Source organism: Cryobacterium levicorallinum (genome assembly GCF_004402405.1).
Lineage (GTDB): Bacteria > Actinomycetota > Actinomycetes > Actinomycetales > Microbacteriaceae > Cryobacterium > Cryobacterium levicorallinum.
The window spans coordinates 32,255-58,547 of the sequence record NZ_SOFE01000034.1; the positions used below are offsets into that span (position 1 = coordinate 32,255).

The 26,293-nt window shown below is 64.4% G+C and carries 28 protein-coding genes and 1 pseudogene; 23 read left to right on the forward strand and 6 right to left on the reverse strand.

Annotated elements, in window-relative coordinates:
• The first annotated feature begins 190 nt into the window (after positions 1-190).
• Positions 191-1,684, forward strand: coding sequence for a dihydrolipoyl dehydrogenase family protein (locus E3O11_RS16815; protein WP_092450692.1), 1,494 nt, complete (start codon positions 191-193; stop codon positions 1,682-1,684).
• On the opposite strand, the gene E3O11_RS16820 is transcribed toward E3O11_RS16815, so the two are convergent.
• A complete protein-coding gene (locus tag E3O11_RS16820; RefSeq protein ID WP_092450690.1) occupies positions 1,666-2,199 on the reverse strand; it encodes a DUF2017 family protein in 534 nt (177 codons plus the stop codon). The genes E3O11_RS16815 and E3O11_RS16820 overlap by 19 nt on opposite strands.
• Positions 2,196-2,480 (reverse strand): ATP-dependent Clp protease adapter ClpS, encoded by a 285-nt coding sequence (clpS, locus tag E3O11_RS16825; protein ID WP_092450688.1) that lies wholly within the window; start codon positions 2,478-2,480, stop codon positions 2,196-2,198. Before clpS ends, E3O11_RS16820 begins: the two co-directional genes overlap by 4 nt.
• Positions 2,481-2,589: 109 nt before the next feature.
• On the opposite strand from clpS, the gene E3O11_RS16830 reads away from it, so the two are divergent.
• Positions 2,590-3,954, forward strand: a complete 1,365-nt coding sequence (locus E3O11_RS16830; RefSeq protein ID WP_092450686.1) for an aminotransferase class V-fold PLP-dependent enzyme — start codon at positions 2,590-2,592, stop codon at positions 3,952-3,954.
• Positions 3,951-4,490: a Fe-S cluster assembly sulfur transfer protein SufU gene (sufU, locus tag E3O11_RS16835; protein ID WP_092450684.1), complete on the forward strand. Its 540-nt coding sequence runs from the start codon at positions 3,951-3,953 to the stop codon at positions 4,488-4,490. Before E3O11_RS16830 ends, sufU begins: the two co-directional genes overlap by 4 nt.
• 80 nt (positions 4,491-4,570) lie before the next feature.
• Here the strand turns inward: sufU and E3O11_RS16840 are convergent, their stop codons facing one another.
• The 4 genes from E3O11_RS16840 to E3O11_RS16855 are packed head-to-tail and all read right to left on the reverse strand — an operon-like array spanning position 4,571 to position 7,819.
• Complete coding sequence (locus E3O11_RS16840; protein WP_092450682.1) at positions 4,571-4,975, reverse strand: flagellar assembly protein FliW; 405 nt, start codon at positions 4,973-4,975, stop codon at positions 4,571-4,573.
• Complete coding sequence (gene flgL / locus E3O11_RS16845) at positions 4,972-5,898, reverse strand: flagellar hook-associated protein FlgL (protein ID WP_092450680.1); 927 nt, start codon at positions 5,896-5,898, stop codon at positions 4,972-4,974. Before flgL ends, E3O11_RS16840 begins: the two co-directional genes overlap by 4 nt.
• 3 nt (positions 5,899-5,901) lie before the next feature.
• Positions 5,902-7,323, reverse strand: a complete 1,422-nt coding sequence (gene flgK / locus E3O11_RS16850) for a flagellar hook-associated protein FlgK (protein ID WP_092450678.1) — start codon at positions 7,321-7,323, stop codon at positions 5,902-5,904.
• A gap of 10 nt (positions 7,324-7,333) precedes the next feature.
• Positions 7,334-7,819, reverse strand: a complete 486-nt coding sequence (locus tag E3O11_RS16855; RefSeq protein WP_092450676.1) for a flagellar protein FlgN — start codon at positions 7,817-7,819, stop codon at positions 7,334-7,336.
• A 350-nt stretch (positions 7,820-8,169) separates the two neighbouring features.
• On the opposite strand from E3O11_RS16855, the gene E3O11_RS16860 reads away from it, so the two are divergent.
• The 20 genes and pseudogenes from E3O11_RS16860 to E3O11_RS16960 form a co-directional block, all read left to right on the forward strand.
• The gene (locus E3O11_RS16860; protein ID WP_092450674.1) at positions 8,170-9,006 is read left to right on the forward strand and encodes a sigma-70 family RNA polymerase sigma factor; all 837 of its coding nucleotides are present in this window, start codon (positions 8,170-8,172) and stop codon (positions 9,004-9,006) included.
• Between the two features lie 99 nt (positions 9,007-9,105).
• Complete coding sequence (locus E3O11_RS16865) at positions 9,106-9,441, forward strand: flagellin (RefSeq protein WP_092450672.1); 336 nt, start codon at positions 9,106-9,108, stop codon at positions 9,439-9,441.
• 125 nt (positions 9,442-9,566) lie between these two features.
• Positions 9,567-10,232 carry a maleylpyruvate isomerase family mycothiol-dependent enzyme gene (locus E3O11_RS16870; RefSeq protein ID WP_092450670.1) on the forward strand — a complete coding sequence of 222 codons (666 nt, stop codon included), beginning with the start codon at positions 9,567-9,569 and terminating at the stop codon, positions 10,230-10,232.
• A 920-nt stretch (positions 10,233-11,152) separates the two neighbouring features.
• Positions 11,153-12,310 (forward strand): flagellin N-terminal helical domain-containing protein, encoded by a 1,158-nt coding sequence (locus E3O11_RS16875; protein ID WP_092450668.1) that lies wholly within the window; start codon positions 11,153-11,155, stop codon positions 12,308-12,310.
• Positions 12,311-12,530: 220 nt separating this feature from the next.
• Positions 12,531-13,676 (forward strand): flagellin N-terminal helical domain-containing protein, encoded by a 1,146-nt coding sequence (locus E3O11_RS16880; protein WP_092450666.1) that lies wholly within the window; start codon positions 12,531-12,533, stop codon positions 13,674-13,676.
• Positions 13,677-14,591: 915 nt separating this feature from the next.
• Positions 14,592-14,897 carry a GIY-YIG nuclease family protein gene (locus E3O11_RS16885; protein WP_092450664.1) on the forward strand — a complete coding sequence of 102 codons (306 nt, stop codon included), beginning with the start codon at positions 14,592-14,594 and terminating at the stop codon, positions 14,895-14,897.
• A gap of 205 nt (positions 14,898-15,102) precedes the next feature.
• Positions 15,103-15,354: an addiction module protein gene (locus E3O11_RS17810; RefSeq protein WP_166787620.1), complete on the forward strand. Its 252-nt coding sequence runs from the start codon at positions 15,103-15,105 to the stop codon at positions 15,352-15,354.
• Between the two features lie 958 nt (positions 15,355-16,312).
• The gene (gene fliD / locus E3O11_RS16900; protein WP_092450657.1) at positions 16,313-17,659 is read left to right on the forward strand and encodes a flagellar filament capping protein FliD; all 1,347 of its coding nucleotides are present in this window, start codon (positions 16,313-16,315) and stop codon (positions 17,657-17,659) included.
• Between the two features lie 5 nt (positions 17,660-17,664).
• Positions 17,665-18,099 (forward strand): flagellar export chaperone FliS, encoded by a 435-nt coding sequence (locus tag E3O11_RS16905; RefSeq protein ID WP_092450655.1) that lies wholly within the window; start codon positions 17,665-17,667, stop codon positions 18,097-18,099.
• Entirely contained in the window at positions 18,092-18,505 is a 414-nt protein-coding gene (locus tag E3O11_RS16910; RefSeq protein ID WP_092450652.1) for a hypothetical protein, read from the forward strand. Before E3O11_RS16905 ends, E3O11_RS16910 begins: the two co-directional genes overlap by 8 nt.
• A gap of 181 nt (positions 18,506-18,686) precedes the next feature.
• Entirely contained in the window at positions 18,687-19,028 is a 342-nt protein-coding gene (locus E3O11_RS16915) for a flagellar basal body rod protein FlgB (RefSeq protein WP_092450650.1), read from the forward strand.
• Positions 19,025-19,414: a flagellar basal body rod protein FlgC gene (locus tag E3O11_RS16920; RefSeq protein WP_092450648.1), complete on the forward strand. Its 390-nt coding sequence runs from the start codon at positions 19,025-19,027 to the stop codon at positions 19,412-19,414. The genes E3O11_RS16915 and E3O11_RS16920 overlap by 4 nt, the downstream gene beginning before the upstream one ends.
• Positions 19,414-19,728 (forward strand): flagellar hook-basal body complex protein FliE, encoded by a 315-nt coding sequence (fliE, locus tag E3O11_RS16925; RefSeq protein ID WP_092450645.1) that lies wholly within the window; start codon positions 19,414-19,416, stop codon positions 19,726-19,728. Before E3O11_RS16920 ends, fliE begins: the two co-directional genes overlap by 1 nt.
• Positions 19,728-21,371, forward strand: coding sequence for a flagellar basal-body MS-ring/collar protein FliF (gene fliF, locus E3O11_RS16930; RefSeq protein ID WP_092450643.1), 1,644 nt, complete (start codon positions 19,728-19,730; stop codon positions 21,369-21,371). Before fliE ends, fliF begins: the two co-directional genes overlap by 1 nt.
• Complete coding sequence (gene fliG, locus E3O11_RS16935) at positions 21,368-22,411, forward strand: flagellar motor switch protein FliG (protein WP_092450641.1); 1,044 nt, start codon at positions 21,368-21,370, stop codon at positions 22,409-22,411. Before fliF ends, fliG begins: the two co-directional genes overlap by 4 nt.
• Positions 22,401-23,030, forward strand: coding sequence for a FliH/SctL family protein (locus tag E3O11_RS16940; RefSeq protein WP_166787621.1), 630 nt, complete (start codon positions 22,401-22,403; stop codon positions 23,028-23,030). Before fliG ends, E3O11_RS16940 begins: the two co-directional genes overlap by 11 nt.
• On the forward strand, positions 23,027-24,367 hold the full coding sequence (locus E3O11_RS16945; RefSeq protein ID WP_092450636.1) for a FliI/YscN family ATPase: 1,341 nt from the start codon (positions 23,027-23,029) through the stop codon (positions 24,365-24,367). The genes E3O11_RS16940 and E3O11_RS16945 overlap by 4 nt, the downstream gene beginning before the upstream one ends.
• Entirely contained in the window at positions 24,367-24,825 is a 459-nt protein-coding gene (locus tag E3O11_RS16950; RefSeq protein WP_092450633.1) for a hypothetical protein, read from the forward strand. The genes E3O11_RS16945 and E3O11_RS16950 overlap by 1 nt, the downstream gene beginning before the upstream one ends.
• The gene (locus E3O11_RS16955) at positions 24,822-25,466 is read left to right on the forward strand and encodes a C40 family peptidase (protein WP_092450631.1); all 645 of its coding nucleotides are present in this window, start codon (positions 24,822-24,824) and stop codon (positions 25,464-25,466) included. The genes E3O11_RS16950 and E3O11_RS16955 overlap by 4 nt, the downstream gene beginning before the upstream one ends.
• Positions 25,463-26,293 (forward strand): annotated as a pseudogene (locus E3O11_RS16960) (hypothetical protein); the annotation flags it as partial. The gene E3O11_RS16955 and the pseudogene E3O11_RS16960, both read left to right, overlap by 4 nt.

A 26,293-nucleotide genomic window follows, 5' to 3' on the forward strand; every position in this document is an offset into this window, starting at 1 on the left:
AGTCGAGCCGTGCGTGCGGCCTTGAGCACACGGTAATAGGGGGTTCACAAAGTAGGCTACCGCACACTCTGCCCACCAAACTGAACCCACCATGATGATGAGATTTCCTGTAGAAACGGGGTGTCGGCACCGGTTCATTCCCAGCCGACACTGTCAGGATTTAGGCACCTTTCGACGGTGGGAGACCGAGATGACTGCGACCTCAATCTTCGCGCACACGAAGTCAGCCGCCAACCCGGCTCCCGATTCACGCGTGCTCGGGCGCGACCATTTCGACGTCGTCGTGATCGGTGCCGGCCCGGCCGGAGCCGCTGCAGCCCTGCGCGCCGCCGAGCTTGGAGCATCCGTCGCCATCTGTGAGGCTGATCGCCTGGGGGGCACGTGCGTGAACACCGGATGCGTGCCGACTCGCGTACTCGCCAAAACCGCAAGACTCATGCGAGAGATCCGAACGGCCGACGCGTATGGCATCTCCGTGACTGAACGTCCCATCGACTGGCCCGCCACGGTCGCCCGAGTACGGGAGACCGTGGACCGGGTTCGTTCCATGAAGGGTGAGGCCACCCGATTTGCCGATGCCGGCGTTCAGCTCATCCTGGAGGGGCGCGCCCGCTTTGTGGATGCCTTCACGCTCAAGCTCGACACCGGGCGCACAATTTCGGCCGACACTGTTGTGGTGTGCGTGGGAGGTCATTCTCGCCGTCTGCCGGTGCCGGGAGCTGAACTGGCGGTAGTGCCCGAACACGTGCTCGACCTGCCTCGAGTTCCCGATCGGCTGGCGGTTATCGGCGGCGGCAACACCGGCGCACAACTGGTCACCGTGTTCAATTCTTTCGGTTCAACAGTGACGCTGCTCGACGTGGCCGACCGGGTACTCGCCACCTCCGATGAGTCCGTCTCGCAGGCCGTTGCGGAGGCCTTCGTCGAACAGGGGGTCGCCGTCCACCTCGGCATTGACGGTGTCGCCGGGCTCGATCGTGCCACGGACGGCTCGATCACGCTGACCTGGCGCGAGCACGGGCACGACGTGTCAGGCAGCTTCGACGCCGTGATCATGGCAACCGGCTGGCCAGCGGATGTCGACGACCTGGGACTGGAAGCAGCCGGCGTCGTTACGAGCCGATCGTCTATCCCTGTCGATGCGTATTTTCGCAGTTCGGTGCCGCACATCTTCGCCGTCGGCGATGCCAACGGCCGGGACATGCTGGTGCAAGCTGCACAGTCCGAGGGAGAGGCAGCAGCCGAGAACGCCGTTTTGGATGCCAACCGGCGAACCGCGCACCATTTGCTTCCGGCGGGTGGGTTCACGGATCCCGATTACGCTGGCGTTGGCCTGTCCGAGGTGGAGGCCCGGCGTCGCGACGAGCTGTGTGTGGTGGCGGTGGTACCGTTCTCGCGGCTGGATCGTGCCGTGATCGACGATCGCCAACGTGGATTTCTCAAACTCATCACCGATCGTCGGCGTGAGCTCATTCTGGGTGCTCACGCGGTCGGTGAGAACGCCGTGGAGGTCATTCAGTCGGTCACCACGGCGATGGCCGCCGGAATCGACGTGGCCACGCTGGCCAAAGTGCGCTTCGCTTACCCCACCTACAGCGCCGTGATCGGTATCGCTGCCCGAGATCTGTTGGCCGAGAACGCCGATGGGTCAGCTCGTCGTCGAGGTCACACGTCGATCGCGTAGACGAGTTCTTCCTGCAGCATGCCGAGCCAGTCATAAAGTTCGCGCAAAAACGGTGCGTCTTCACCCTCGAGGTGGACGACTCCGTCGGCGGAGACCTGCAACCGGTCGGCGAGCGTCAGCCGTAGGTCGGTGAGGCTGCGCAGCCAGGCCTGCACGGCATTGGGGTCGAGGCTGATGGTGACCGGTTGGTGTTCCTCGTCGTCCGTTTCGGTCTCGTCCCGTTCCGTTCCGAGGGTGTCCAACACAATCTGGGCGTTGTGCTCCTTGCGTTCGAGCAGGCCGGGCGCTGTGAAGCGACGAAATTCTGCCGCAGCCTCATCGTCGTCACGGTAAGCGTCGGGCAGCAGGCGGCCGAAGACACCGTTGCTGCGGGCGAGCACGGGGTCGGCGGCTCCGGCATCGAGCATATCGACCAGTTGGCTGGTGGCCAGACGCAGCAGATCGACCTCGATCGCCTCGAATCGTGCGAACAGGAAACCGGAGACGTGCGGGGTGAACCGCCTCAGGCCGCTCATTCGTCAGCCTTGGCCAGGGTCGCCCAGAGCCCGTAGCCGTGCATGGCTTCGACGTGGCGCTCCATCGATTCGCGATTGCCGGTGGCCACGACGGCCCGACCGGTGTTGTGGACCTGCAGCATGAGACGTTCGGCCTGCTTCGGGGTGACCCCGAAGTAGCTACGAAAAACGTAGGCGACGTACGACATGAGATTAACCGGGTCGTCCCAGACCAGCGTCACCCACGGTCGGTCGAGTAACACGTGCTCGCGTAGCTCCGTGTGTTCGGCCGTCTGGGTCACCCCTTAAGCCTCACACGCCGCCGCGGAGTTTTCCACCGCACACGCAGACTTCCCGTGCAGATGTGCCCGCGCGGTGCCCGGGTTCGGGGAGAGGCAATATCCTTGATGTATGACGTCTTTTGCACCATCGTCCGCCGCTACACCACCCGGAACTCCCGCAGCTGGTTCCCAGCACCCCGAGTTGGCCCCACTGACCAACATTGACGTTGAACGCATTCGCAACGACTTTCCGGTGCTGCATCAGACGGTGAACGGGCATCCGCTCACCTATCTCGACTCCGGGGCAACCTCGCAGAACCCGATCAGCGTGATGGAAGCCGAGCAGGAGTACTACGAGCAGCGTAACGCCGCCGTGCACCGCGGCGCCCACACGCTCGCCGTCGAAGCGACCGAGGGGTTCGAAGCCGCCCGCGAGAAAGTCGCTGCGTTCGTCGGCGCCCAAACCGACGAAATCGTCTGGACCTCCAACGCCACCGAAGCCATCAACCTTCTGGCTTACAGCTTCTCGAACGCCTCGCTCGGCCTCGGCGGCCCGGCCGCCCGCCGGTTCAGCCTCGGCGCCGGCGACGAGATCGTTGTCACTGAGATGGAGCACCACGCCAACCTCATTCCCTGGCAGCAACTCGCGCTGCGCACCGGCGCCACGCTGCGGTTCATCCCGGTGCGGGATGACGGCACCCTCGACCTGCTCGCCGCAGCGAACATTGTCGGCCCCCACACGAGGCTCCTTGCCTTCACGCACGGCTCGAACGTCACCGGAACCCTGAACCCGGTCGCCGAACTCGTCGCCCTTGCCCGCAAAGTCGGTGCCCTCGTCGTGCTCGACGCCTGCCAGACCGTGCCGCACCTGCCGGTCGACGTTGCGGCGCTCGATGTGGACTTCGCAATGTTCTCGGGTCACAAGATGCTCGGCCCCACGGGCATTGGGGTGCTCTACGGCAAGACCGACCTGCTCGCCGATATGCCGCCGTTCCTCACCGGTGGGTCGATGATCACCACCGTGAACATGCAGACCGCCGAGTTCTTGGCGCCGCCGCAGCGTTTTGAGGCCGGCACTCAGCGCATCTCGCAGGCGATCGCGTTGGCCGCGGCCGTTGACTACCTGCGGGAGACCGGCATGGATCGGGTCGCAGCGTGGGAGGCGCAGCTCGGTCAGCGCCTCGTGGCGGGGCTGGCCGAAATTCCCGGAGTGCGCCTGCTCGGCCCCGGGCTCGGCGTGGAACGGCTCGGACTGGCCGCCGTGGATGTCGCCGGCGTGCACGCCCACGACGTTGGCCAGTTTCTCGACGACGCCGGCATCGCCGTGCGGGTCGGCCACCACTGTGCCCAGCCGCTGCACCGTCGACTCGGCGTGACCGCCTCGACCCGGGCGAGCACCTACCTCTACAACACCACTGATGAGGTCGACCTGTTTCTGGCTACCCTCGCTGAGGTCGCGCCCTTCTTCGGGGTCAGCACGGGAGTGCGCCGATGAGCGACCTGCAGCAGCTCTACCAGACCATCATTCTGGAGCACTCCAAGGCCAGGAACGGAGCCGTCGACCTCACGCCGCTGGCCGAGGCTGTCGCGCTCGGCGCGGCTAGCGGCCTGCGCGTGGCCGAATCGCACCAGATCAACACGACCTGCGGTGACGAGGTGACGCTGCGCGTGTCGCTCGGCGCAGGGGCTTCTGCCGAAACGGATGGCGCTGACTCGGCCGGTGGCGCGGAAACAGCTGCGAATGCCATCGTGGCCGACCTGGTCTGGGCCGGGGAGGGCTGCTCGATCTCGCAGGCATCCGCTTCGATTCTGACGGACACACTGCGCGGCCTCAGTGTGACCGAGTCCCGGGCCCTGCTCGACAACTTTCGCGAGATGCTGCGCTCGCGCGGCAAGATCGAACCCGACGAAGAGATTCTCGGCGATGCGGCCGCGTTCGGGGGAGTCTCGCGCTATCCAGCCCGGGTCAAGTGCGCGATGCTGCCGTGGGTAGCGTTCGAGGCTGCGCTGATCGAGGCCGAGTCGCGCTAGCTGACAGCGCTACCCGCGAGGTGCCATCTTTGGCCCCATGAGTGGGCGTCCTCGCGCAGAAAGCTGGACGCGCGGAGGAATCAGGCGGCGAGAGCCCCGAGCTCGGCGCGCAGCGGCCACTCCTGGCCGTCGAGAATGACCTGGGCGCAGATGCCGGTCAGCGCGTTGACCACGATTGGAGCCATGAGGTTCACCGTCGTCGCCTCCTCGCCGGGGTTGACCACGACGAGCACGATCGCATCGGCCGCCTCCGTGATCGACAGCGCATCGGACTGCTCGCTCGAGATCACCGGGGAGTAGTCGGGCAGGTAGACTCCGGCGTCGAGCACGAACATGCGCGTCTCGGCCTCGGCCTCGGCCTGCAGGGAGTACAGCCCCGCAGCACCCTCGATCTCGCTGAGACGAAAATCCGTGTGCGGATCGAGCCCGGGCGGCGGAGTGACGAAGCTCAGCAGGGGGCTGACCAGAAGCGAAGAGGAGCTCATCGGAGAAAGTCCATCAGTGTGGGCTGCAGCACCTTGGCGGTGACAGCGAGGGCGGATTGGTAGGAAACCTGTTGCAACTGCAGTTCGAGCACGATCTGGGTGAGGTCGACGTCTTCGAGTCCAACGCGTTGGGTCTCGAGCGCCCCGGTCTTGCTCAGCAGATTCTCCTGCGCGCGTTCGACTTGCACCTGGCGGGCACCGATGGTGGCCCACTCGCTCGTCATCGTGCCCATTCGGGTGTCGATATTTGTGAGGTGGCTGCTGACCGTAGCGTCCGTGGTCGAAGTGCCGCGCAGGCTCGCGATGACACCGTCGAGTAGATCGAAAACGGATTCCCCGGCGCTCCCACCGAAAATCGCCGCACCATCGCCATCCACTCGAACCGTCGTGTCGGCGCTGATGCGCCGTTCCACGGGGCTGTTGGGTACGCCGCTTACGCTGACACCGGTGTAGGACAAGATCCCGGTATCAGGATCATCAACGAAGGCTGCCGTAGCGTCGGAATTGCCCGCGAACACGCTGCGGCCCAGGTAGGTGGTGTTCGCCTGCGTGAGCAGCTCGGCCTTCAGGCCCTCGAGCTCGACGGCGATGGCTTCTTTGGCGGTGGCGCTGACGGCGCCGTTGGCGCCCTGCACCGTGAGGTCCCGCACCCGAATCATAATGTCGCTCGTGGCCGACATGGCGGAGTCGATGGTGGTGAGCCAGTTGTCGCCGTCGTTGGCGTTGCGGCTGTACTGGCCGGTCGCTGCCTGCTCGGCCCGCACGGCGAGAGCGGATGCCGCCGCCGTCGGGTCGTCGGACGATCGATTGATGCCCTTGAGCGTGCTGGCCTGTTCCTGCAGTTTGGACAGCTGTGCCATGTTGTCTTGCAGGTTGCGCTGGGCCGCGCGCATCTGGGTCTGGCCGGTGACACGAGTGATCATGATTTACCTTCCTACCAGTCCGGTGCGGTTGATCAGAGTATCGAGCATCTCGTCCACGGCCGTCAACACGCGGGCGGCGCCCTGGTACGCGGTCTGGAACATGAGCAGGTTCACGTTCTCCTCATCAAGGTCGACGGAGGAGTTGGCAAGCTGCTGGCTGGACGCGTAGGTGGCCGTCGTGCTGGCCAGGTTGGCCTGCTGCAGCTCGGACTGGGTGGCGACGGCAATGGTCGAGACGAAGTCTGACCAGGTCGTATTGGGGGAGACGACGGGGTTTCCATCGACGTCGACAGCCTTGCCTGCGCCGAGCTGGGCGATGGCATCCGCTATGGAATCGTCGTAGGCGCCATTGGCGCTGTTACCAGAGTGAACTGCTGAACCGGTCTGGGGAATCACGGCCAGCGAGCGTGCAGCGTTGCCGGACTCAAAGGTAAAGAAATTAGTCTTGTCGTCGTTGGTCTTGTAGATGTCATTGACGCCTTTAGCGAGGTTCTCCGCAAACGCGTTGTATCCCTGAGCGGCCGTGACCAGATCGCCCTCGGTAGCTAGAAGAGTCAACGCCCCGGCAATCTCCCCGCCGTCAATCGTCACAGCAGACGTACGCGCGGAATCGGCCCAGGCGAGGGTGACCGCGCTGCCGCCCATGGCGTCGTCGAGCGTTGAAGCCCCAGACACCGTTAGCGCACTGGCCGTCCCGCCACTCACGAGCGCGTTGCCGCCAATCAGCACGTTGACCGTGCCGTCACTCTGCGCGACAACGGATGCCCCGGTGAGCGCCGAAATCGTCGTCGTCAGCAGTTCGCGCTGGTCGAGCAGCTCATTGGCGCTGCCACCGGTGGCGAGCGTCGTGCGAATCTGCACGTTGAGGGCGGCCACCTGGCTCGCCGCGGTGTTGAGCTCGGACACCATGCTGCCGAGGTCGCCGCGCACCGAGGAATACTCGGTGCTGACCGCCTGGTAGCCCTGGGCGATCATGGTGGTCAGTTCGCCGGCAGTAGAGAGGAGCAGCGCGGCCGGAGTGGCCGAATCCGATCCGTTGGAGAGTTCCTGCCAGCCCGCCCAGAATTCGTCGAGCTTGGCCGAGATGCCGTTCTCGCCGGGCTCGTTTAGCGAGGTCTCAATGCTGCTCAGGGAATTCGCGCGCACCGCAGTGTAGCCGGCGGCCGCTGCGGAGTTACGCACGTGGGCATCCAACTGGGCATTGCCGAGGCGGGCGATACCGTCGACCGAGACACCCTCGCCCACGCGCAAGCCGCCCGTGAGCTGGCCGGTTTCGGCCAGGCTGCCGACCGCCGAGGTAGTCACCCGCTGGCGGGTGTACCCGACCGTGTTGGCGTTGGAGATGTTCTGCCCGACGAGGTCGAGACCTTTTCTGGCCGCGACGAGTCCCGAGTAGGCCGTGTTCAGACCGCTGAAGGTACTCATCGCGACTTCCTCACAGGTTTCGGTCGAAGATTCGGGCGTTCGTCACCGGGGCGCCGGTCGCTCCGCTCGCGTTGTAGGTCTTGGCACCGACGTTCGCGCTGGCCATGGTCTCCTGCGTCGACCGAGCGGCGTTACGAATGAAGCGTTCGTTGGAGTCGCGCAGCTCTTTGATCTGCGCGGTGAGATCGCCCATGGCCTTGAGGTGGGCAGCGAAGATTTCGCCCCACGGACCGGTCGGCGCATTGGCGACGAGCTCGCGCAGGGTCGAATCGTCCTGCGTTCCCCACTGGGTAGCGAGGGCGGCGACTTCGACCGAGCGACCGAGGCCGGCCTCGCGCACCAGGTTCAAGACCTGTTCGACCTCGCGGGTGGCGTGCTGGAGCCAGCGTGACTTGCCGCCCTGCAACAGCAGTTGTTCCTCTTCGAGCTTGAACACCAGCAGTTCCAGGAGTTCCCGTTCGCGCCAGAGCAACGCTGAGAGTTCATTGGCGCCCATGAGTCCTCCAACCACCTTTATCGGTCTAGTTCGGCACCTACCCACGTAGATGCAACGATTCCGTCAATCTCACTTTCGGCCGGTCACCCGAAAGCGTTAGAAAAAAAGCTCGCAATTCACGAAAACTCCAACAGTTTGCCGCCGTGATGTTGCCTAAATGCCGGACCACAGCTCCCGGAACGTGCTAATCCCCACTTCGAGGGACAGCAAATTAGCCAAATGGGTAAAGAAGTGCTACCCATTTACCCTTTTCTGGGGTAGATTGAGCCTGTCAGGCCATGGGTCTATCGCGTGTGTCGCCTGAGCGGGCACGATTTGACAGGTAGTGAAATATTTCTGGGGGCCGGCTTGTGAATAGAACTGATCGGAACGCCCTCGTCGTCGAGAACCTTCCGCTCGTTGGATACCTGGTATCCGAGGTCTGGGCCAAGGCTCGTCACCTGTCTCGCGATGATCTGGCCTCGGCTGGCTCCGTCGCCCTTATTACTTCAGCGGATGCCTTCAATCCCGATCTAGGGGTCCCCTTTGGCGCCTTCGCTCGCCGTCGCATCATCGGTGCTTTCGCCGACGAGATGCGTTCCAACGACTGGGCCACCCGCACCGCGCGTCGCCGCATCAAGGAAACCCTCTCCGTGCAGGACACGCTGTCCGCAGCTCTCGGTCGCACGCCCAACGTCGAAGAAGTTGCCGCCGCGCTCGGTGTCGATCGCGATACCGCCGCTGCCGGCCTCTCCGATGCTGCCCGCACGTTGTCCACTCTCGACGACACCACCGCCGAATTTCTCGTGGCCGACACGGCCCTGCCCGAAGCTTCGTTGCTCTCCGATGAGCGACTGGTCTACCTGCGCGCTGCTATCGCGGCTCTGCCGGAGAAAATGCGCGAGATCGTCGAGCAGGTCTACTTCGACGCCCGATCGGTCAAAGAGATTGCAGCCGACCTGGGTACCACCCACTCGGCCGTGTCTCAGACCCGAGCCGAGGCCATCCGCTTGTTGCGTGATGGACTGGGCACCCACTACGCCGATGACACCGAGGCTGAGTATCAGCCGGAGTCGCGCATCGCACCAGCCCGTCGCAGCGCCTACCTCGCTCGACTGGCCGACCTGGCAGCCGTGGGCATGACCCGCGCGGTGCGAGGCCCACTCCCAGGGGTTGCCCTACCCGAGGTCGCGGGCATCGCGTCCTGACCCCCGCATTACCAATTCACTGCCTAGTTTCACCTCACTAAACAGCACCGGCCCACGGACGGGCCGGGGTGACAATCACCTCTCACGGAAGAAAAAATTATGAGCATTCAGGTCAACACTTCGAGCTCCGCTTCGACTGCCCTGCGCAATCTGGCAGCGTCGCAAAGTAGTCTCGCTCAGCCAACTGTCGCCCTCTCAAGCGGAATTCGAGACCGCGTCGTTACCGACACCGTCGAATTCGATGGCAAGGTCTCCCAGGTCGCGACCGAGAACAAGATCGCCGCCAGTACGCCTCTGCGCGACGGCGAGATGGCCGCCCAAATGAGCAAGCACACGCAGGAGAATATCCTCGCGCAGCCGGGAGTCGCTATGTCGGCCCAGGCCAACCAGTCCAACTCTGACGTGCTGCAGCTGCTCCAGCCAGCCCGTAAGTAGTCGTCGCGGCCGCTCCAGCGGCTGCGGTGTTTTGCCTGCCCCGTCGACTTCGGTCGGCGGGGTTTTGGTGTTCCTGGCCTGGTATTTCTGAGTGCTACCGATCACTGTCGTCTACGCTGAATGACATGGCCGACCTGTCGAAATACCTACCGCTCAGTCAGCGACGTGTCGGTGACGAATCCGGCGCGAACTCGAACTGGCGCGCCTATCTGGTGTCCACTCTCACGGCAACCGCCGACCTGCTCGCGGAGCTTTCCGACGAGCAGTGGGAGACGCCGAGCCTCTGTGCGGGCTGGCGGGTTCGGGATGTAGCCGGCCATGTCGTCTGGCGAGTTGGCAGCTCGAACCGGCAGCTGGTTAGCACCGCGGCCCGCGCCTATCTTGGGCACTTCATCAATCCCAACCGAGCGATCGACGTACTCAGCCGCGCAGCAGCAGAAGCGCTCCCGGCCGAACTCGTCGCGCAGATCAGGCAGATCGCCGCGGACAAGGCTGCCGGCCGCGGGCGCCACGGCATTACCGAACTCACCGAGGCCGTAGTGCACGGCCTTGACCTGGCGCATCCGCTCGGCGTCAAGCTGCCGGTGGCACCGCCGGTATCCGGCGCGGTGGCCCTGCGTCAGAGCCTGATCGCCCCGACCGAGATCAAGGCCATACTGCGCGCTCGCACGCTGGTAGCGACGGATGCGAACTGGCGCGTCGGTCGCGGCCCCGAGCTTGCCGGGACCGCTGAGGCGCACCTGCTGTTCCTGTTCGGCCGCCCCGGCGGCTCATTTGCCAGGCCGCTCTAGAATTTCACACAAGAGCTGGCGACGCGGCAGGAAGCAGCGAGAGAATCACGGATGGTCGCGGCTGGCCTCCGAGGTCAGGGTCTCACGCTGGCTGACGTCGGTGCCGTTCTTGCGGTAGCCCTACAGCGAACGACTGCAATTGAGGCCTCCGGCTGGCGCGCGTGTCTGCAGGCCGAGGCTGGACGCCTTGGTGTCGTGGCACGTGTTTGGGCTCGCGGCACGTGATTGAACCAGTGCCGGCTTCCCAAACACGTGCCGCGACCCTTCTCCTGGAGTTGAGGCGCCCCGACTTCGTTTCGCCTGAACGGATGCTGCCGCAACCTCTTCGACGAGTCCGTCTGACGTCGCCACCGGGCTAGACAAGGCGTAACCCGGAGTGGGGCGCAACCGAAACCCCGTAAAACCGGGGATATGGCGTGTTGCTACATTGTGTGCGGATGATTCTCGAATATTGGGGTAGACAGCGAGTAACCCAGAGTGGGGGCATGCGAATTCGCTCATGAATGATCATGCGGCGTGTCGTTTTGTTTATCGAAGATTCCTAGCCTCATCTGGCCTTTTATGGGTGGCACCCATTCGAGGGAGGCCTCGTCAATCACCAGCGCGATGGGGGAGTCGATGTGTCCCGCAAGCGGGGGGTGGGCTGTTTTCAGGGCTGAAGGCCTGGGGAAGGCGGGGCATCCCGACCAGTGTGAGCGGCAACATCCGTATAAAGACGGGGTTGAATCGGGGGTGGACAGGCCAATGTGCCGTCAAGACCTCGCGACGAATGCACTCGTATATAGGGGGAGAACCGGCGAAATTAAGTTAATGCGTTTTAATCGCCGCACTGCTTACCCCCATAGGGGGGCGGCCGATAGATGTAGGTACCGGCCCATGGATGGGCCAGTGTAACAACACCCACTCACGGAGGAATCATCATGGGCATGCAGGTCAACACAAACATCGCGGCAAACAACGCATACCGCAACCTTGCAACAACGCAGAACGACCTGTCGAAGTCGCTGGAGAAACTTTCCAGTGGCCTGCGCATCAACCGCGCCGCGGATGACGCAGCTGGTCTGACCATTTCGGAAGGACTCAAGTCTCAGGTCGGTGGCCTCACGGTAGCTTCCCGCAACGCCCAAGACGGCATCAGCGTCATCCAGACCGCTGAAGGTTCGCTCAACGAGGTGCAGTCGATCCTGCAGCGCGTTCGCGACCTCGCCGTTCAGGCGGGTAACGACTCGAACAACACCCAGTCACGCACCGCCATCCAGACCGAGGTCACGGCGCTGACCTCGGAGCTCGACCGCATTAGTAAGAGCACCAACTTCAACGGCACCAAGCTACTGAATGGCACCGCCAACCTGAGCTTCCAGATCGGAGCAAACGGCACCGCCGATGACAAAATCGGGGTGAACCTTTCTACCGTCAACATCACGGCGCTGGCCGCTAGCCTCTCGACCGGCAGTTCAGGCGGCGCGACTCTGGCCGTTGCTACTCCGACCGCAGTCACCGGAGCCCAGAACTTCCGCATCACCAACGCGGATGCCTCCGTCACGTCCGTTACGGCAACCCTGGGTGCTGCTGGAACGTACAAGTCGGTTCAGGACGTCGCGTCGGCGTTGAACTCCAACGGTTCGTTCAGCTCTGCTTTGACCGCAACGGTTGACTCCAACAACCAGCTGTCCGTTACGTCAAATACGGGTGGAACCGTCGTCGGTGGTAGCACCGCTGGAACCCACGGTTCCTCGGGTACTGGTGTTGCAACATCTGTTGCAGCCGCAGTACCGGCCCTGCAGTTCGACACCGCTGCCAACGCAGCGGCCGCGATCTCCACGTTGGACACGAAACTGACGACCGTCTCGACGGCTCGCGCCAACCTCGGTGCCGTTCAGAACCGCTTCGAGAGCGTCATCAAGAACCTGGCCGTCTCCAAGGAAAACCTCACCGCTGCCGGATCGCGTATTCGCGACACCGACATGGCCGAGGAAATGGTCAAGTACACCCGTGCGAACATCCTGTCGCAGGCCGGCACCGCCATGCTCGCGCAGGCCAACCAGAGCAACTCGGGGGTGCTGCAGCTGCTCCAGTAACACCTGAAGTAGGCGTCACCAGCGAGATCGACCGCTGATCTAAGCCGGGTGGCATCCGCTCATGAATGCAAATTCGTGAAGCGGATGCCGCCGGGCTTATTCGTCGTGCCACAAAGTTTTTCGTGATTTCTTCTAACCCCGTCGTCTACCCCCGCCGATAGCTTCGGGTGCCGGGCCATGGATGGGCCGGTGAAATTGACCCAATCACGGAGGATTCATCATGGGCATGCAGGTAAACACGAACATTGCGGCGAATAACGCCTACCGCAACCTCGCAACAACGCAGAACGACCTGTCCAAGTCGCTGGAAAAGCTCTCCAGCGGCCTGCGCATCAACCGCGCCGCGGATGACGCAGCTGGTCTGGCAATTTCCGAAGGCCTGAAGTCGCAGGTCGGCGGCCTCACGGTCGCCAGCCGCAACGCCCAGGACGCGATCAGCGTTATTCAGACCGCAGAAGGTTCGCTTAACGAGGTCACTTCGATCTTGCAGCGCATGCGCGACCTGGCTGTTCAGGCCGGTAACGACTCGAACAACGAGCAGTCACGTGACGCAATCACGACTGAAGCCACCGCGTTGACCAAAGAGCTCACCCGCATCGCGGCGGCAACTAATTTCAACGGAACTGACCTTCTCAAGGGAGGTTCTATGAGCTTCCAGATCGGCGCAAACGCGAACGACACAATCGGAGTTGGTCTCGCAAACATCGGGACGCTCGCAGCTAACCTGACGACAGCTCCGTCCTCCGTGAACTATGCCCTCGTTGACGCTGACGCGGACACGATCGCTGGCGCGCAGTCTTTCAGCATTGAAAATTCCGATGGAACTATCACGTCCATCGAAACGGACGTGTTTGTGGCTGGCAGCGTACAAACTGTTTCTCAATTCGCGGCGGCGTTGAATGCGGACGGTCAGTTCAAGAACAACCTATATGCAAGTGTTAGCTCGACCAATGTCTTGAATATCAAGACCCTGGACGGGGGAACTCTTGACCCGGCTCTGTCTTCGGCCGGCGTTACTGGAACAGGTGCGGGCACGACCGTTGACCCTGTTGTGGGCGCCTCCGCACTAGACTTCTCGGACGCTGCCGGGGCCACGGCAGCAATTGCCACCATCACGGCTCAGATTGTTACCGTCTCCACGGCTCGCGCCGATCTGGGTGCAAACCAGAACCGGTTCGAGAGCGTCATCAAGAACCTGGCCGTCTCGAAAGAGAACCTCACCGCTGCCGGATCGCGTATTCGCGACACCGACATGGCTGAGGAAATGGTCAAGTACACCCGTGCGAACATTCTGTCGCAGGCTGGAACCGCCATGCTCGCGCAGGCCAACCAGAGCAACTCGGGCGTTCTGCAGCTTCTCCAGTAACACCAGCACAACCGAACAAACGGGTCGATTCTGACCTGAGCCTGGCCGCAGTCAGAAAGCGAATTGGACGTCGCTCTTCAACTGCAGCCAGGCTATTTTCGTGTTCTCGTTTATTAGGATGAGCGTTAGTATCGGTCAATTGCTATCGGAAATAGTTCTAAACCGGGATTGAAGCGAGGCTGGCCGGCTTGGGCTCTGAGACAGTCTCCTCGTGGCCCTGCGGACTGATTCACTAAGAAATAGTTTGCATCCAGTCTCCCGCGAAGCGGGCGCAGTTGCGGATCTGTAGACAATGGATTTCTATATCGTGAATTGGTCGAGTCTATGATGACGGTAGGGATCTAGTGAATTAATGGGGGAGTGGTTCAAGGGTTCGTGCTTGATGAATATGCGCGTCTCTTCGAGTACCTATACGCTAAGTAAATACGCGATTACGGACGCTCAATTCCCTTTGTTGAATTATCTATTGAGACTTTGGATGTGTGAACACCGGGCTACGGTATCGAAGCCCCCGCCGACCCGGCTTTCTGAGGCAGCTCGCGTTGGTCGATGGAGATCTCGGCAAGCTCGATCAACGGCGGGGGTCGGGTCTTGCGGACGGGTCGCGCCAGCCTCGACGGGCGTGCCCGGTCTCGAAAACGTCCCCATCCCGTCGGTCGAGCTTGCCGGGACCAGCATCGTCTGGTGTGAGCCGGCTTCGGGGACGCGCTCATCCCGTCGGTCGAGCTTGCCGAGACCAGCATCGTCTGGCGTGAGCCGGCCTCGAAAACGCACCCATCCCGTCGGTCGAGCTTGCCGAGACCTCCATCGACTGGGGTGAGCGGTCTCGGGAAGCCAGCCATTCTGCATCCGCTGCGATGGCAGGCCTGAGGATAACTTTTATGAGCTGGCCGGCACAGTGCCGCTCTGAGGGACATGCCCTATGCGTACATGGTGAAGTGCTTCGACGGGGCCTTCTATATCGGCAGCACGTGGAGCCTGGAGCGTCGGACCTGGCAGCACAACCACGGCAAGGCTGAGGGCAGACCCAACTACACGGCCGCCCGCCGGCCCGTCGTGCTCGTCTACTTCGAGGAGTATGAGCTCATGATCGATGCCTACGGTCGTGAGAAGCAGCTGCAGAACTGGGGCCGCAAGAAGCGAGTCGCACTCATGGAGGGCCGCATCGCCGACCTGGTGAAGCGGATGCCGCCGGATGTAGGCGGCCCGGCGGCTACCTGAGACGGCTCGCGTCGGTCGATGGCGATCTCGGCAAGCTCGATCAACGACGGGGATGGGCTGCCGAGATCAGCGTGAAACTTGCGTGATCCACCTGGGAGCCAGCCATCCCGCATCCGCGGGTCTGCGGTGGTTGCGCCGTGACCACAAGCTGGAGCAGGCCCAACGAACCTTCCTGGATGCCAGCGTCGCGTCGTACACTGGGCCTATGGCGCTCAAAGCTGATGAGGTTTACGAGGCAGGACTCGATCTCAGTCGCGCTGAACGCGCTGTCGTCGCGCACCGTTTGTTGGCCAGCCTGCACCCAGAGCAAGGTGCCGATCAGCGGGAGGTCGACCAGGTCTGGCAGGCAGAGATCGGCTCCCGAGTTGACGACATCCTGAATGGCAACGTTGAGCTGGGCAATTTCGAGGAGACGCGGGCCACGGCGCGAGCGCTCCTGGACGACCTGCGGAAGTGACGCTTCGCCCACTCGTTCATCCGGAGGCTGACGCGGAGTTTCTCGATGCCGTCCGGTATTACCAGACACGGAAAAATGGGCTCGGCGACGAGTTCGATGCTGAGGTCGCCCGGGCCGTTGATGATGCCGTGTGGATCCCGGACGCGTGGCCGAAAACTCCGGGTTGGGATCGGCTACCTGTGGTGCGAAGCAGAAAGGTTAACGTCGCCCCATCGGGTCATCTACTTCGTGCGCGACGACGAGCTCGTGATTGTCGCCTTCGCGCATCAGGGTCGCCGCCCCGGATATTGAAAGCAGCGCATCGCGGACTGATCGCAGATGGTGCCGGTCCGCGGCACGAACGGTGCCGATGGCGCGGCTTCTTAAGGCGGGTTGCGTTGGTCGATGGAGATCTCGGCAGGCTCGATCAGCGGTCGGGGCGAGTCGGTGAGACGGGGAACGTCTGCACGTGGCCGCGCCCAAAACGGGTAGCCGCTACGCCGGTTACCGTAGCGCGTACCGATATCGGGGGTGCACAGCGGGCGCGCACACGGCGCGCTGTCTCGGCCCCGACTCGCGCTGGCGGTTTACGAACCTGAGGGCGGTGCACGCCCAGATTCTCGCCGGGTTTTCTAACCGGGAGGCCCGCGCGGTCGATAGCTTATGGTGCTGGCCCATGGATGGGCCGGTGCAGCATCATTTGTTCATGGAGGACTCATCATTAGCGCGCACAGAGACACACATAGTGCTTGCCGCCAGGGCGTACGGCATTCGCCGAACCTTGGCCGAGGTGAACTCCTGATTAAAACGGATGCCGCCCCCGCGTTCACGACGCCGCATCCATCCCAGCCGGTGCTCCACCAGGGCTGACCCTCAATCTTGTATGGCGGAAGCGAACCGGCGAACTGGACCTCGCCCAACACCGCCGCCATACAGACCCCGTAATAAATGATTGACTGAGCATCAGGAGAGGCACCCCATGTCGATGGCAGTCGATGGGCTCATCAGCGGTCTGGACACGACGTCCCTCATCAACTCCCTCATGACCCTCGAGGCTGGTCCCCAGAACCAGCTCAAGGCCAAGGTCACGAGCACGAACACGCTCATGACCGCCCTGCAGGGGCTGAATAGTCAGATCGCTTCCCTCGCGACCCTCGCCGCGAAGGCAACGGCGACCAATGCCCTCGACCTGTACTCGGCGAAGAGTAGCTCGACCGGCGTATCGGTGACGGCCGGGGCATCCGCTACGGCCGGCTCGATCGACATTGTGGTCGACCAGCTGGCCAAGGCGCAGGTGTCGGTTTCTGACGCCGTGTCGGTGTGGCCCGGATCGAATTTTTCAATCCTGGATGCGTCGGGCGTGGCGACGGCAATTGTCGCCGACTCGGCCAGTCTCGACGATGTCGTCACGGCCGTAAATGCGGCGGATGCCGGAGTGAAAGCCGTAAAGGTTGCTGCCGGGACCGATGGCAGCGGAAATGCGCTGTATCGTGTGCAATTCACCGCGACCTCGACCGGTGCGTCGAGCGCCTTTTCGTTTAAATATGACGCGGCCATCACGCCGCCTGGCATGACGCAGATTACGGCCGCTCAGGACGCCAAAGTTCGGCTCTGGTCCGGAACCGGTGCCGAACAGACCATCACCAGCGCGACCAACACCTTCAGTGACCTGCTTCCGGGAGTGTCGGTGACGGCATCCGCTGTAGCAACCGAAGCCGTGACCGTGAGCGTGTCGCGCAACGATGCAGCGGTAAGCACGATCGCCTCCGACCTGGTGACCGCCCTCAACGGGGTGTTCGCGCTGATCTCGACCAAGAGCGCCGTGGTGAACAGCACCGACTCGAGCGGCAAGGCCATTTTGTCGGCCGGCGTGTTCAGCGGCGATAGCACCGTGCGCGACGTGAAGCAGCAGATTCTGAACGCTGCCAGCCAGCCGATCAACGGGCGTTCCCCTTCGGAGATCGGTATCAGCATCACCAAGAGCGGCACGATGGAATTCGATTCGGCCAAGTTCGCCACGGCCATGGCCGCCGACCCGGACTACGTGAAGGGCGTGCTCGCCACGATCGCCTCCCGGGTCGAGGCTGTCGCCGAGAACGCGTCGGACAAGTACGACGGCATGATCACGTCGAGAATCACCGGGCAGGAATCGCTCGTGAAGAGCCTCGGCACGCAGATCGACAGCTGGGATGTGAGGCTGGCCTCGCGGCGTTCGACCCTGGAGCGCACCTACTCGGCCATGGAAGTACAGCTCAGCAATATGAACGCACAATCCGCGTGGCTCACCGCCCAGGTGAGCGCACTGACCAGCTCGACGACGAAGTGATACCCATGACGATGAGTGCAGCAACGCAGGCCCAGCGCTCGCGCTACAACCGCGACGCGGTGCTTTCGGCGACGCCGGTGCGCCTGCTCACCATGCTGTATGACCGCCTGCTGCTCGACCTGAACCGGGCCGAAGCCGCGCAGCTGCGCCAGGACTGGCAGATCGCGTCGGACAACCTGCTGCACGCCCAGGCCATCGTGTCTGAGCTGAGCACCTCGCTCAACGTTGAGGCGTGGGACGGCGGCGAGGGGTTGTTCTCGCTATATACGTATGCGTCGACGGCCATGATGAGCGCGAACACGAGCCGCAATTCGGAGCGCACCCGGGAGTGCATTGCCCTGCTCGAGCCGTTGCGGCAGACCTGGCACGAAGCGGCCGGGATGCTGCCGGCCGCGCCGGCCCCCGCGGCTCGCGTCGGCGGAATACTTGGCATTGGGTAACCTGTCGGCTTGGGAGGCGGTGCTCGAAGACCTCGAGCTGCGAGTGGATGCTGCGGCTCGGTCGATCATGGGCGTCACCGACGGCGGGCGGTCGGGTTCCGGCGTGGCCGGGTCGAGCGCGTCGGCTGGTTCTCTGGCGGTCTCAGCAAGCTCGACCAGCGAGTTTTTGGGTGCGAATGTTTTGGCAGCGGCAGACTCCGCCGCGAACTGGACGCCACCGTGGGGGCTCGGAGCTATTCCGGCGGAACTCGTGGAGCGCGTACGGGACCTGCTGCACAACCAGCACAAGCTCATTGGCGAGCTGGAGACGGCGCGTAATCTGACCGCGAAGCACCTCGCCGCGGTGCGGGCGGTACCGCCGAAGCACGACGCGCGGGCATCCGTTTATCTCGACGTTGCCGGCTGACAACCGCGACACAGCGCGTCCCGCGCCGGTTAGAAAGCTGTATCGCAACAATTTCTGACTTCTTTCAGCAAAACTCCTAACGCAGCATCTACCCCAGCCGATAGGTCCTATCGAGCACGGATTGCTCACCATCGGGCCAAGGATCGGCCGTTTATGTCTTTCGTCGACGAAACGGGTAGCTGTGCTTGATTCCGTGACCTCTGTGGCCCTCACCAGCGCACTGGATGGCCTCGCGCTGCGCCAGCGCACCATCGCGAACAATATCGCCAACATCAATACGCCGAACTATCACGCCAAGGTCGTCTCGTTCGAGAATGCCCTGGCCCAGTCGGTGCAGGCCGGCGAAGGCAACGTCACCGCGGCCACGACGCGTTCCACCGCGGCGACGAACCTCAACGGCAACAACGTGAACCTCGACACAGAGACCCTCGCCAACATCGACGCCCTGCTGCGCTACCAGTTCGCGGCGAAGGCCGTTGACGGCCCGGCGACGGCGATGCGCACCGCGCTGCGGACCAGCTGATGACCGACGCGATCAGCATCTCCGGCAGCGGAATGACGATGCACCGCAAATGGCTCGACGCCATCGCCGACAACCTGGCCAACGCCAACACGGTCAAGGCCACCAACGGTCCAGCCTTCCAGGAACGCTTCATTGTGGCTCAAGAGGGTCAGGGCACCTCCGGGGTTGGGGCATCTGCCGCTTTCGGAGACGCGGCCGGCACTCTCGTCTATGAGCCGACGCATCCGCTCGCCGATGAAGCTGGCTATGTGCGTTACCCCGACATTGACATGGCCGAGCAGATGGCACACCTCATCATGGCTCAGCGCGGATACCAGGCCAACGCGGCCGTGGTTGACCGGGCCAAGACCGCTTACGAAGCAGCACTACAGATCGGACGTGGCTGATGCCTATTGGCGCAATCGGCTTTCCCCCCGCCATCATCGGCGCCAGCACCACTGGCGGCGTCATGGGCTCTTCGAGCACCACCGCGACCGGCGGGGCCGGTTTCGGCAACGCGCTGTCCGGCGCCGTCGACAACCTGCAGGGTCTGTCGTCCGCATCCAACGAACTTTCCATCCAGGCCGTCAACGGCAGCCTCGATGACATTCACACCGCCACCATTGCCAGTACCCGTGCACAGCTCACGATGGAGCTCGTCGCCGCCGTTCGTAACAAGGGCGTCGACGCGTTCAACGAGATCATGAGGATGCAGGCATAATGCCCCGTCAGGTAAGTTCCATCTTTCGCCGCTTCGGCAATGCCGTTCGCGAATTCACCGTCGCCCAGCGCACGGTGGCCATCATCGGCATCGCCGTGCTCGTGCTCGGCGCATCCGCGCTCGGTATGTTCCTCACCAAGCCCGCCTACACCCCCTTATTCACCGGCCTCAGCGGCACGGACGCCAGCAGCATCGTCGACCAGCTCACCGCCGACGGCGTCAGCTATGAACTCGCCGACGGCGGCGCCAGCATCCTGGTTCCCGAAGCGGATGTTTACAGCCAGCGCATCAAGGCTTCCGCGGCGGGCCTGCCCTCCTCGAGCACCGGGGGATACTCCCTGCTCGACACGATGGGTGTCACGTCGAGCGAGTTCCAGCAGTCGGTCACCTACAAGCGTGCGCTCGAGGGCGAACTCGCCCAGACCATCGGAGCGATGAACGGCGTGCAGAGCGCGTCGGTGCAGCTGGCGATCCCGGAAGACACCGTCTTTGTGTCCGAGAAGAACGCACCGACGGCATCCGTTTTCGTGCAGGCCCGCAACGGCGTCACCCTCTCGAGCGACCAGGTTCAGGCGATTGTGCACCTGACCAGCGCCTCCATCGACGGTATGAAGGCCTCGGATGTGGCTGTCATCGACTCGACCGGCACCGTTCTCTCGGCCGTCGGCATCGGCGCCACCGGCTCCGCCGACAAGCAGGCCTCCGACTATGAATCCGGCGTGCAAAGCGCCGTGCAGGCCATGCTCGACAAGGTCGTCGGTGTCGGCAACGCCACCGTTGTCGTCGCCGCTGACCTAAGCACCGAATCAGCCTCCCGCGTCGAAGAGTCCTTCACCTCCCCGACCGAGGCGCTCACCCTGAGCGACTCGGTCGACACCGAGACCTACACCGGCACCGGCGGCGCCGCGGCCGGGGTGCTCGGCACCGATACGGCGGCCACGACAGAAGGCACCGACGGTACCTTCAGCTCCGAATCCACCACCCGCAACAACGCCGTCAACAAGGTCACCGAAAACCGCACCATTCCGGCCGGATCGATCACCCGTCAGACGGTATCCGTCGCCCTCAACGCCGACGCCGCCGCGGGCATCAACGTTGCAGACGTCACTTCGCTGGTCACCTCGGCGGCCGGTATCGACGCCGTGCGCGGCGACGCCGTGACCGTTGAGGTCATGGCCTTCAGCACCGCCGGCGCAACCGCAGCGGCCGACGCGCTCAAGGCGTCGACGGATGCTGCCTCCGCAGCGGCCACCGCCGAGATCATTCGCATCGCCGTCATCGTGCTCGGCATCGTCGCCGCCATCGTCATCAGCCTCGTGTTCTACGCTCGCCGGTCCCGCCGTCAGCGTCGCGAGTCGGTCGAGATCGGCGAACTCAGCGAAACCCGGGGCATGCTCGGCGGCGTCGGCGGTGTCGGCGCTCTCACCGGCCCCGGCGCCAACCCCTCGAACTCGGCCATCGCCGGCCCCGGTTCGCTGTTCTTCAACCCGACCGACCTGCCGACCCAGGTCATTCGTACGGTTCACTTTGAACCGACCGAAGCAGACATCCGTCGTGGTGAAATCGACGCACTGGCCCAGAACGACCCCCGCGGCATGGCTGAGCAGCTGCGCGGCCTGATGGACGACCGGCAGAGCGTATGACCGAGACCGTAGCGATCCCCACGGTCGCCCGAACGGATGTTCCCCTCACCGGCACCCAAAAGGTGGCCGTCGTGCTCATGAACATGGATCGCAAGCGCGCGACCGAGGTGATGAAGGAATTCACCGAGGTCGAGGCCGAGGACATCGTCTCCGAGATCGTTCAGCTGCGCAAGGTCGACTCCAGCATCGCCGAGGCGATCCTGACCGAGTTCCACGAAATGACCCAGCGCGGCGGACGTCACGCCCGCGGCGGCCATGACTTCGCGATGGGCCTGCTCGAGGCCTCCTTCGGCGCTGAGCGCTCGGCCGGCATGATGACTCGCGTGGCGACATCGATGGCCAGCAAGGCGTTCGAGTTTCTCGACTCCTCTGAACCCACCGATGTGCTCAACCTGCTCGACGGCGAAATGCCCCAGACCATCGCCCTCGTGCTCGCCCACCTGCGCCGCGACCAAGCCTCCGGTGTGCTCACCGGCATGGACCCGAGCCTGCGCACCGACGTCGCCCGCTGCATCGCCACGATGGGCAGCGCCACCCCCGAATCCATCCGCGTCGTGACCGAATCGCTCAAGCAGCGGGCGGGTTCCCTCGCCTCCCGCGAGGTCACCGAGGTCGTCGGCGGAATTCAGCCGCTCGTCGATATTCTCAATCAAGCGGATGCCGCCACCGAGCGCGCCCTGCTGGAGGGCCTCGAAGAGAGCGACCCGGATCTGGCCGAAGAAGTTCGCTCGCGCATGCTGACCTTCAACGACATCGTCAAGCTGGAAAGCCGCGACGTGCAGCAGGTTCTGCGTGGCATCGACACCACGGTTCTCGCGATGGCGATGAAGAGCACCACCTCCGCGGTTTCCGAAGTCATTCGCGCGAACCTGTCCGAGCGCAACCGCGATGTGCTCGACGACGAGATCCGCAGCCTGGGCCCGGTTCGCATGAGCCAGGTCGAGGATGCCCGTGCCAGTGTTGTGCGCGCCATTCGCGACATGGAAGCCCAGGGAATCATCACCGTGCAGCGCGGATCGGACGACGAATATGTCAGCTGACACCGGTTTCGGCCGAATCTCTTTTCCCCGCCTGCACGACGACGAGCGCATCCGCGCCGACGAAACCGCGCGCGCCCAGGGGCATGCCGCCGGTTACGCCGAAGGCCTGCGCGCGGCGACGGTGGAGATCGATCGCATCAAGCTCGACCTGCAAGCCGAACGTGAGCAGGGCGAGCGTCTCATTGCGGCGAAAATGGATCGCGGCGTGCGCGTGCTGAATGCCGCAGCCACAGCCCTCGACCAGCGCCGCCTGCCGGTGCTGGTCGACGCCGAAAACACCCTCCTGGCCTGCGCGGTGCAACTGGCCGAAGCCATTATCGGCAACGAACTCAGCCGCACCGAGCCATCCGCTCGTCGGGCCCTCGACCGCGCCATGCGCTCGGTTGATGACGGCGACCGCACGTCGGCCCACAACATCCGCATGAATCCCGAAGATCTGCCGCTGCTCGACGCGACGACCGTGCGCCTCAGCGGCGTGACCTTCATCTCCGACGCACAGATCAAGCGCGGGGATGCCATCGCCGAATTCAACGACGGAATTCTCGACGCCCGCATCGAGACCGCCCTGGCCCGAGCGAAAGAGATTTTGCTCGCCGATGCCGCGGGCCAGACCCCATGACCACGACGACCGCGTGGCGCCCGCACGCCGACGCCTTCGCCTCGGCGCTGCGGGTCGCGCGCCCCGAGCGGATCGGCGTCGTGTCGTCGATCGTCGGCCTCGGCGTCGAAGTACGGGGCTTGCGCTCCGCCATCGGTGACCTCGTCGTTCTCGGCGGTGAAACGGATGCGCCGGGCATCGACGCCGAAGTCGTCGCGACCACCCGCGACAGCATCCGCTGCATGCCGCTCGGCCGCATGACCGGACTCCGCGCCGGAGCCCCCGCGCGCGCCGCGCACAGCCCCCTGCTCGTTCCCACCGGTTCCGGCCTGTTCGGCCGCGTCATCGACGGCCTCGGCCGGCCGATCGACGGCAAGGGCCCGCTGGTCTCCGACGGCGCCGTGGCGCTCGAAAACGACAGCCCCTCGGCCATGCACCGCGCCCGCATCACTACTCCGCTGCACCTGGGAGTGCGCGTGCTCGACACCCTCACCACGGTCGGTCGCGGCCAGCGCCTGGGCCTGTTCGCCGGCAGCGGCGTCGGCAAGTCCTCGCTGCTGTCGATGATCGCCCGCGGAACGGATGCCGAAGTATCGGTGATTGCCCTGGTCGGGGAGCGCGGGCGTGAGGTGCGCGAATTCCTCGAAGACGACCTCGGAGCCGAGGGGCTGGCCCGCTCCATCGTCGTGGTCTCGACGTCTGATGAACCCGCCATGATGCGACTCCGCGCGGCCTTCACTGCCACCCGCATCGCCGAGTCCTTTCGCTCGTGCGGCGCCGACGTCATGCTCATGATGGACTCGCTCACCCGCGTGGCCATGGCCCAGCGCGAAATCGGCCTGTCGGTCGGCGAACCGCCGGCCACCCGCGGTTACCCGCCTTCGACCTTCTCCGTGCTGGCCCGCCTGCTCGAACGCGCCGGTACCGACGAGGTCGGCTCGATCACGGGCATGTACACCGTGCTCGTCGACGGTGACGACCACAACGAACCCATCGCTGACGCTGCCAGGTCCATTCTCGACGGCCACGTCGTTCTCGACCGCAAACTCGCTATCACCGGCCATTTTCCCTCCGTCGACGTGCTTGGCTCGATCTCGCGCGTGGCGTCGCGGGTGAACTCGCCCGAGCGCAACGCCATAGCGACGACCCTGCGCACGGTGCTTGCCGCGCGGTCGGCTGCCCAGGACCTGCTCGACGTCGGCGCCTACCGCGCCGGGACCAACCCGCTGGTTGACGCTGCCGTTGCGCACGATGCTGCCATCAAGTCCTTTCTGCAACAGCGGATGGACGACCAGACTCCCTCAGACGCGGCCTGGCAGCAGCTCGCCGGGCTCACCCGCAAGCTGGGTAGCGTCTAATGGGCCGGTTCTTTCCGCTGGCCGGTCTGCTTCGCCTGCGCCACCTGCAGCAGGACCAGGCGGCGAGTGACCTGGCCGAAGCGAATGCGCGAGTGGCCGCGAATGAAGCGCGGCGCGGCCGGGCACGATCGGCTCTCAGCGCTACGTCGATCACGCCGGACACCGTCGCAGCTATGAACGCCATGGCCGCCGCACGGTCGTCGTCCCGCAGTATGCTCGCCGACCTCGATGCCCTCGGCCGCAACAACGCCGCGTCGCTTGGAGAGGCGCAGGCGGCCTTCGATGCGGCCCGCGCCGAAGCGCTCGCCCTGGAAAAGCTCGAGGTACGCCACCACGAAACCGTCGCGGCCAAAGACCTGCGCGCCGAACAGATCGTGCTCGATGAAATCGCCTCAACCCGGTGGCACCAAGACCCCACCGGCACTCCAACTTCGCCCGAGAAAGGTGATTCAGAATGACCATGATCGCCGCTATGGGACGCATCGAGCAGATCCAGTCGATGATGCAGCAGCTTGCCTCCGGACCGCGCGCTGCGACGACCACCGTCGCCGCAGCCACGGCGACCGCCGCGACGGCCTCGGCCGAGAGCTTCGCCGCGTCCATGGCCTCCGCGCTGGGCACGGCCGGCGGGGCATCCGCTGTCGGAGCGACCGGCGGAGCGACCGGAACCAACGTCGTCGACGCCGCCAAGAAGTACATCGGCGTTCCCTACGTCTTCGGCGGTGAGGACTCGAGCGGAATGGACTGCTCCGGCCTCGTGCAAAAGGTATATTCCGATGTTGGAATAGATATGCCGCGTCTGGTTTCCGGCCAGATGAAGATGGGCACCGAGGTGGCATCGCTGGCCGAAGCCCAGCCCGGCGACCTCATCGTCACCGGCGGCGGCGACCACATTCTCATCTACGCCGGCGACAACAAAATCATCCACGCGCCATACGCCGGGCGCGACGTCTGCCTGCGTGACGTCTATATGTCAGATTCGGAGATCACGACCATTCGTCGCATTATTCCCACCGCTGCGGCGGGAACCACGGGCGCCGCCAGCGCAGACATGTTGAGCGCCGCCTTCGCGGCCATCGCCAAGGGCGGCGCGGCATGAGCCTCGCACTGAACCAGTTCCGTTCCGGCGAAGCAGCCGGCCTGACCGGCGCCCCCCGCACGGGCGCTGCCACCGGCACCCCCTCGGCCGGTGCCAACGGTTTCGCCTCGGCCATGGCCGATTCCATCGCCGATTTCCAGACCGCTCACAGCTCTGCCACAGCGGATGCCGACCGCTCCCGTTCCGCCCACGAGGCGCGCGCCGACGACCACGCGCGCGCCGACGACCACGCGCGCGCCGCCGACCAGGCCGCAGCCTACCGGGAACGCCGTTCGATGTCGGGCGACCGCCCGGCCGCGCTGCAGGATCGTGCCGATCGTGCTGCGGATCGTTCGGCCGATCGTTGGGCCGATCGTGTTACCGACAGTGCTGCCGCTCGCACCGCCGACAGTGCTGCCGCTCGCACCGCCGACAGTGCTGCCGCTCGCACCGCCGACAGTGCTGCCGCTCGCACCGCCGACCGTGCTGCGGACAGCGCTGCTACCCGTGCCGCGGATCGTACGAGCGATTCGTCGTCAGCAGGCTCGACCACGTCGTTGGCCAACGCTTCGTCGGCCAACGCTTCAACGGCCACCGACTCGGTAGCTGCCGACTCCGCTGCTGACCGTGCCGGTGCCCGAACCGGAAACGGCGAACAGTCGTCGACCGGGCAGGATGCGAGCTCGACCGAGCCGACAGCAGCTGCACAGTCCGCCGACTCCGCGGTCGCTGGCGCAACCCCGCCGCACCTCGGCACTGTCGCTTCGAACGCGTCGGGCCTGGAAACAGGCGAGCCCGCCGCCGGCGAGCCCGCCGCCGGCGAGCCCGCCGCCGGCGAGCCCGCCGCC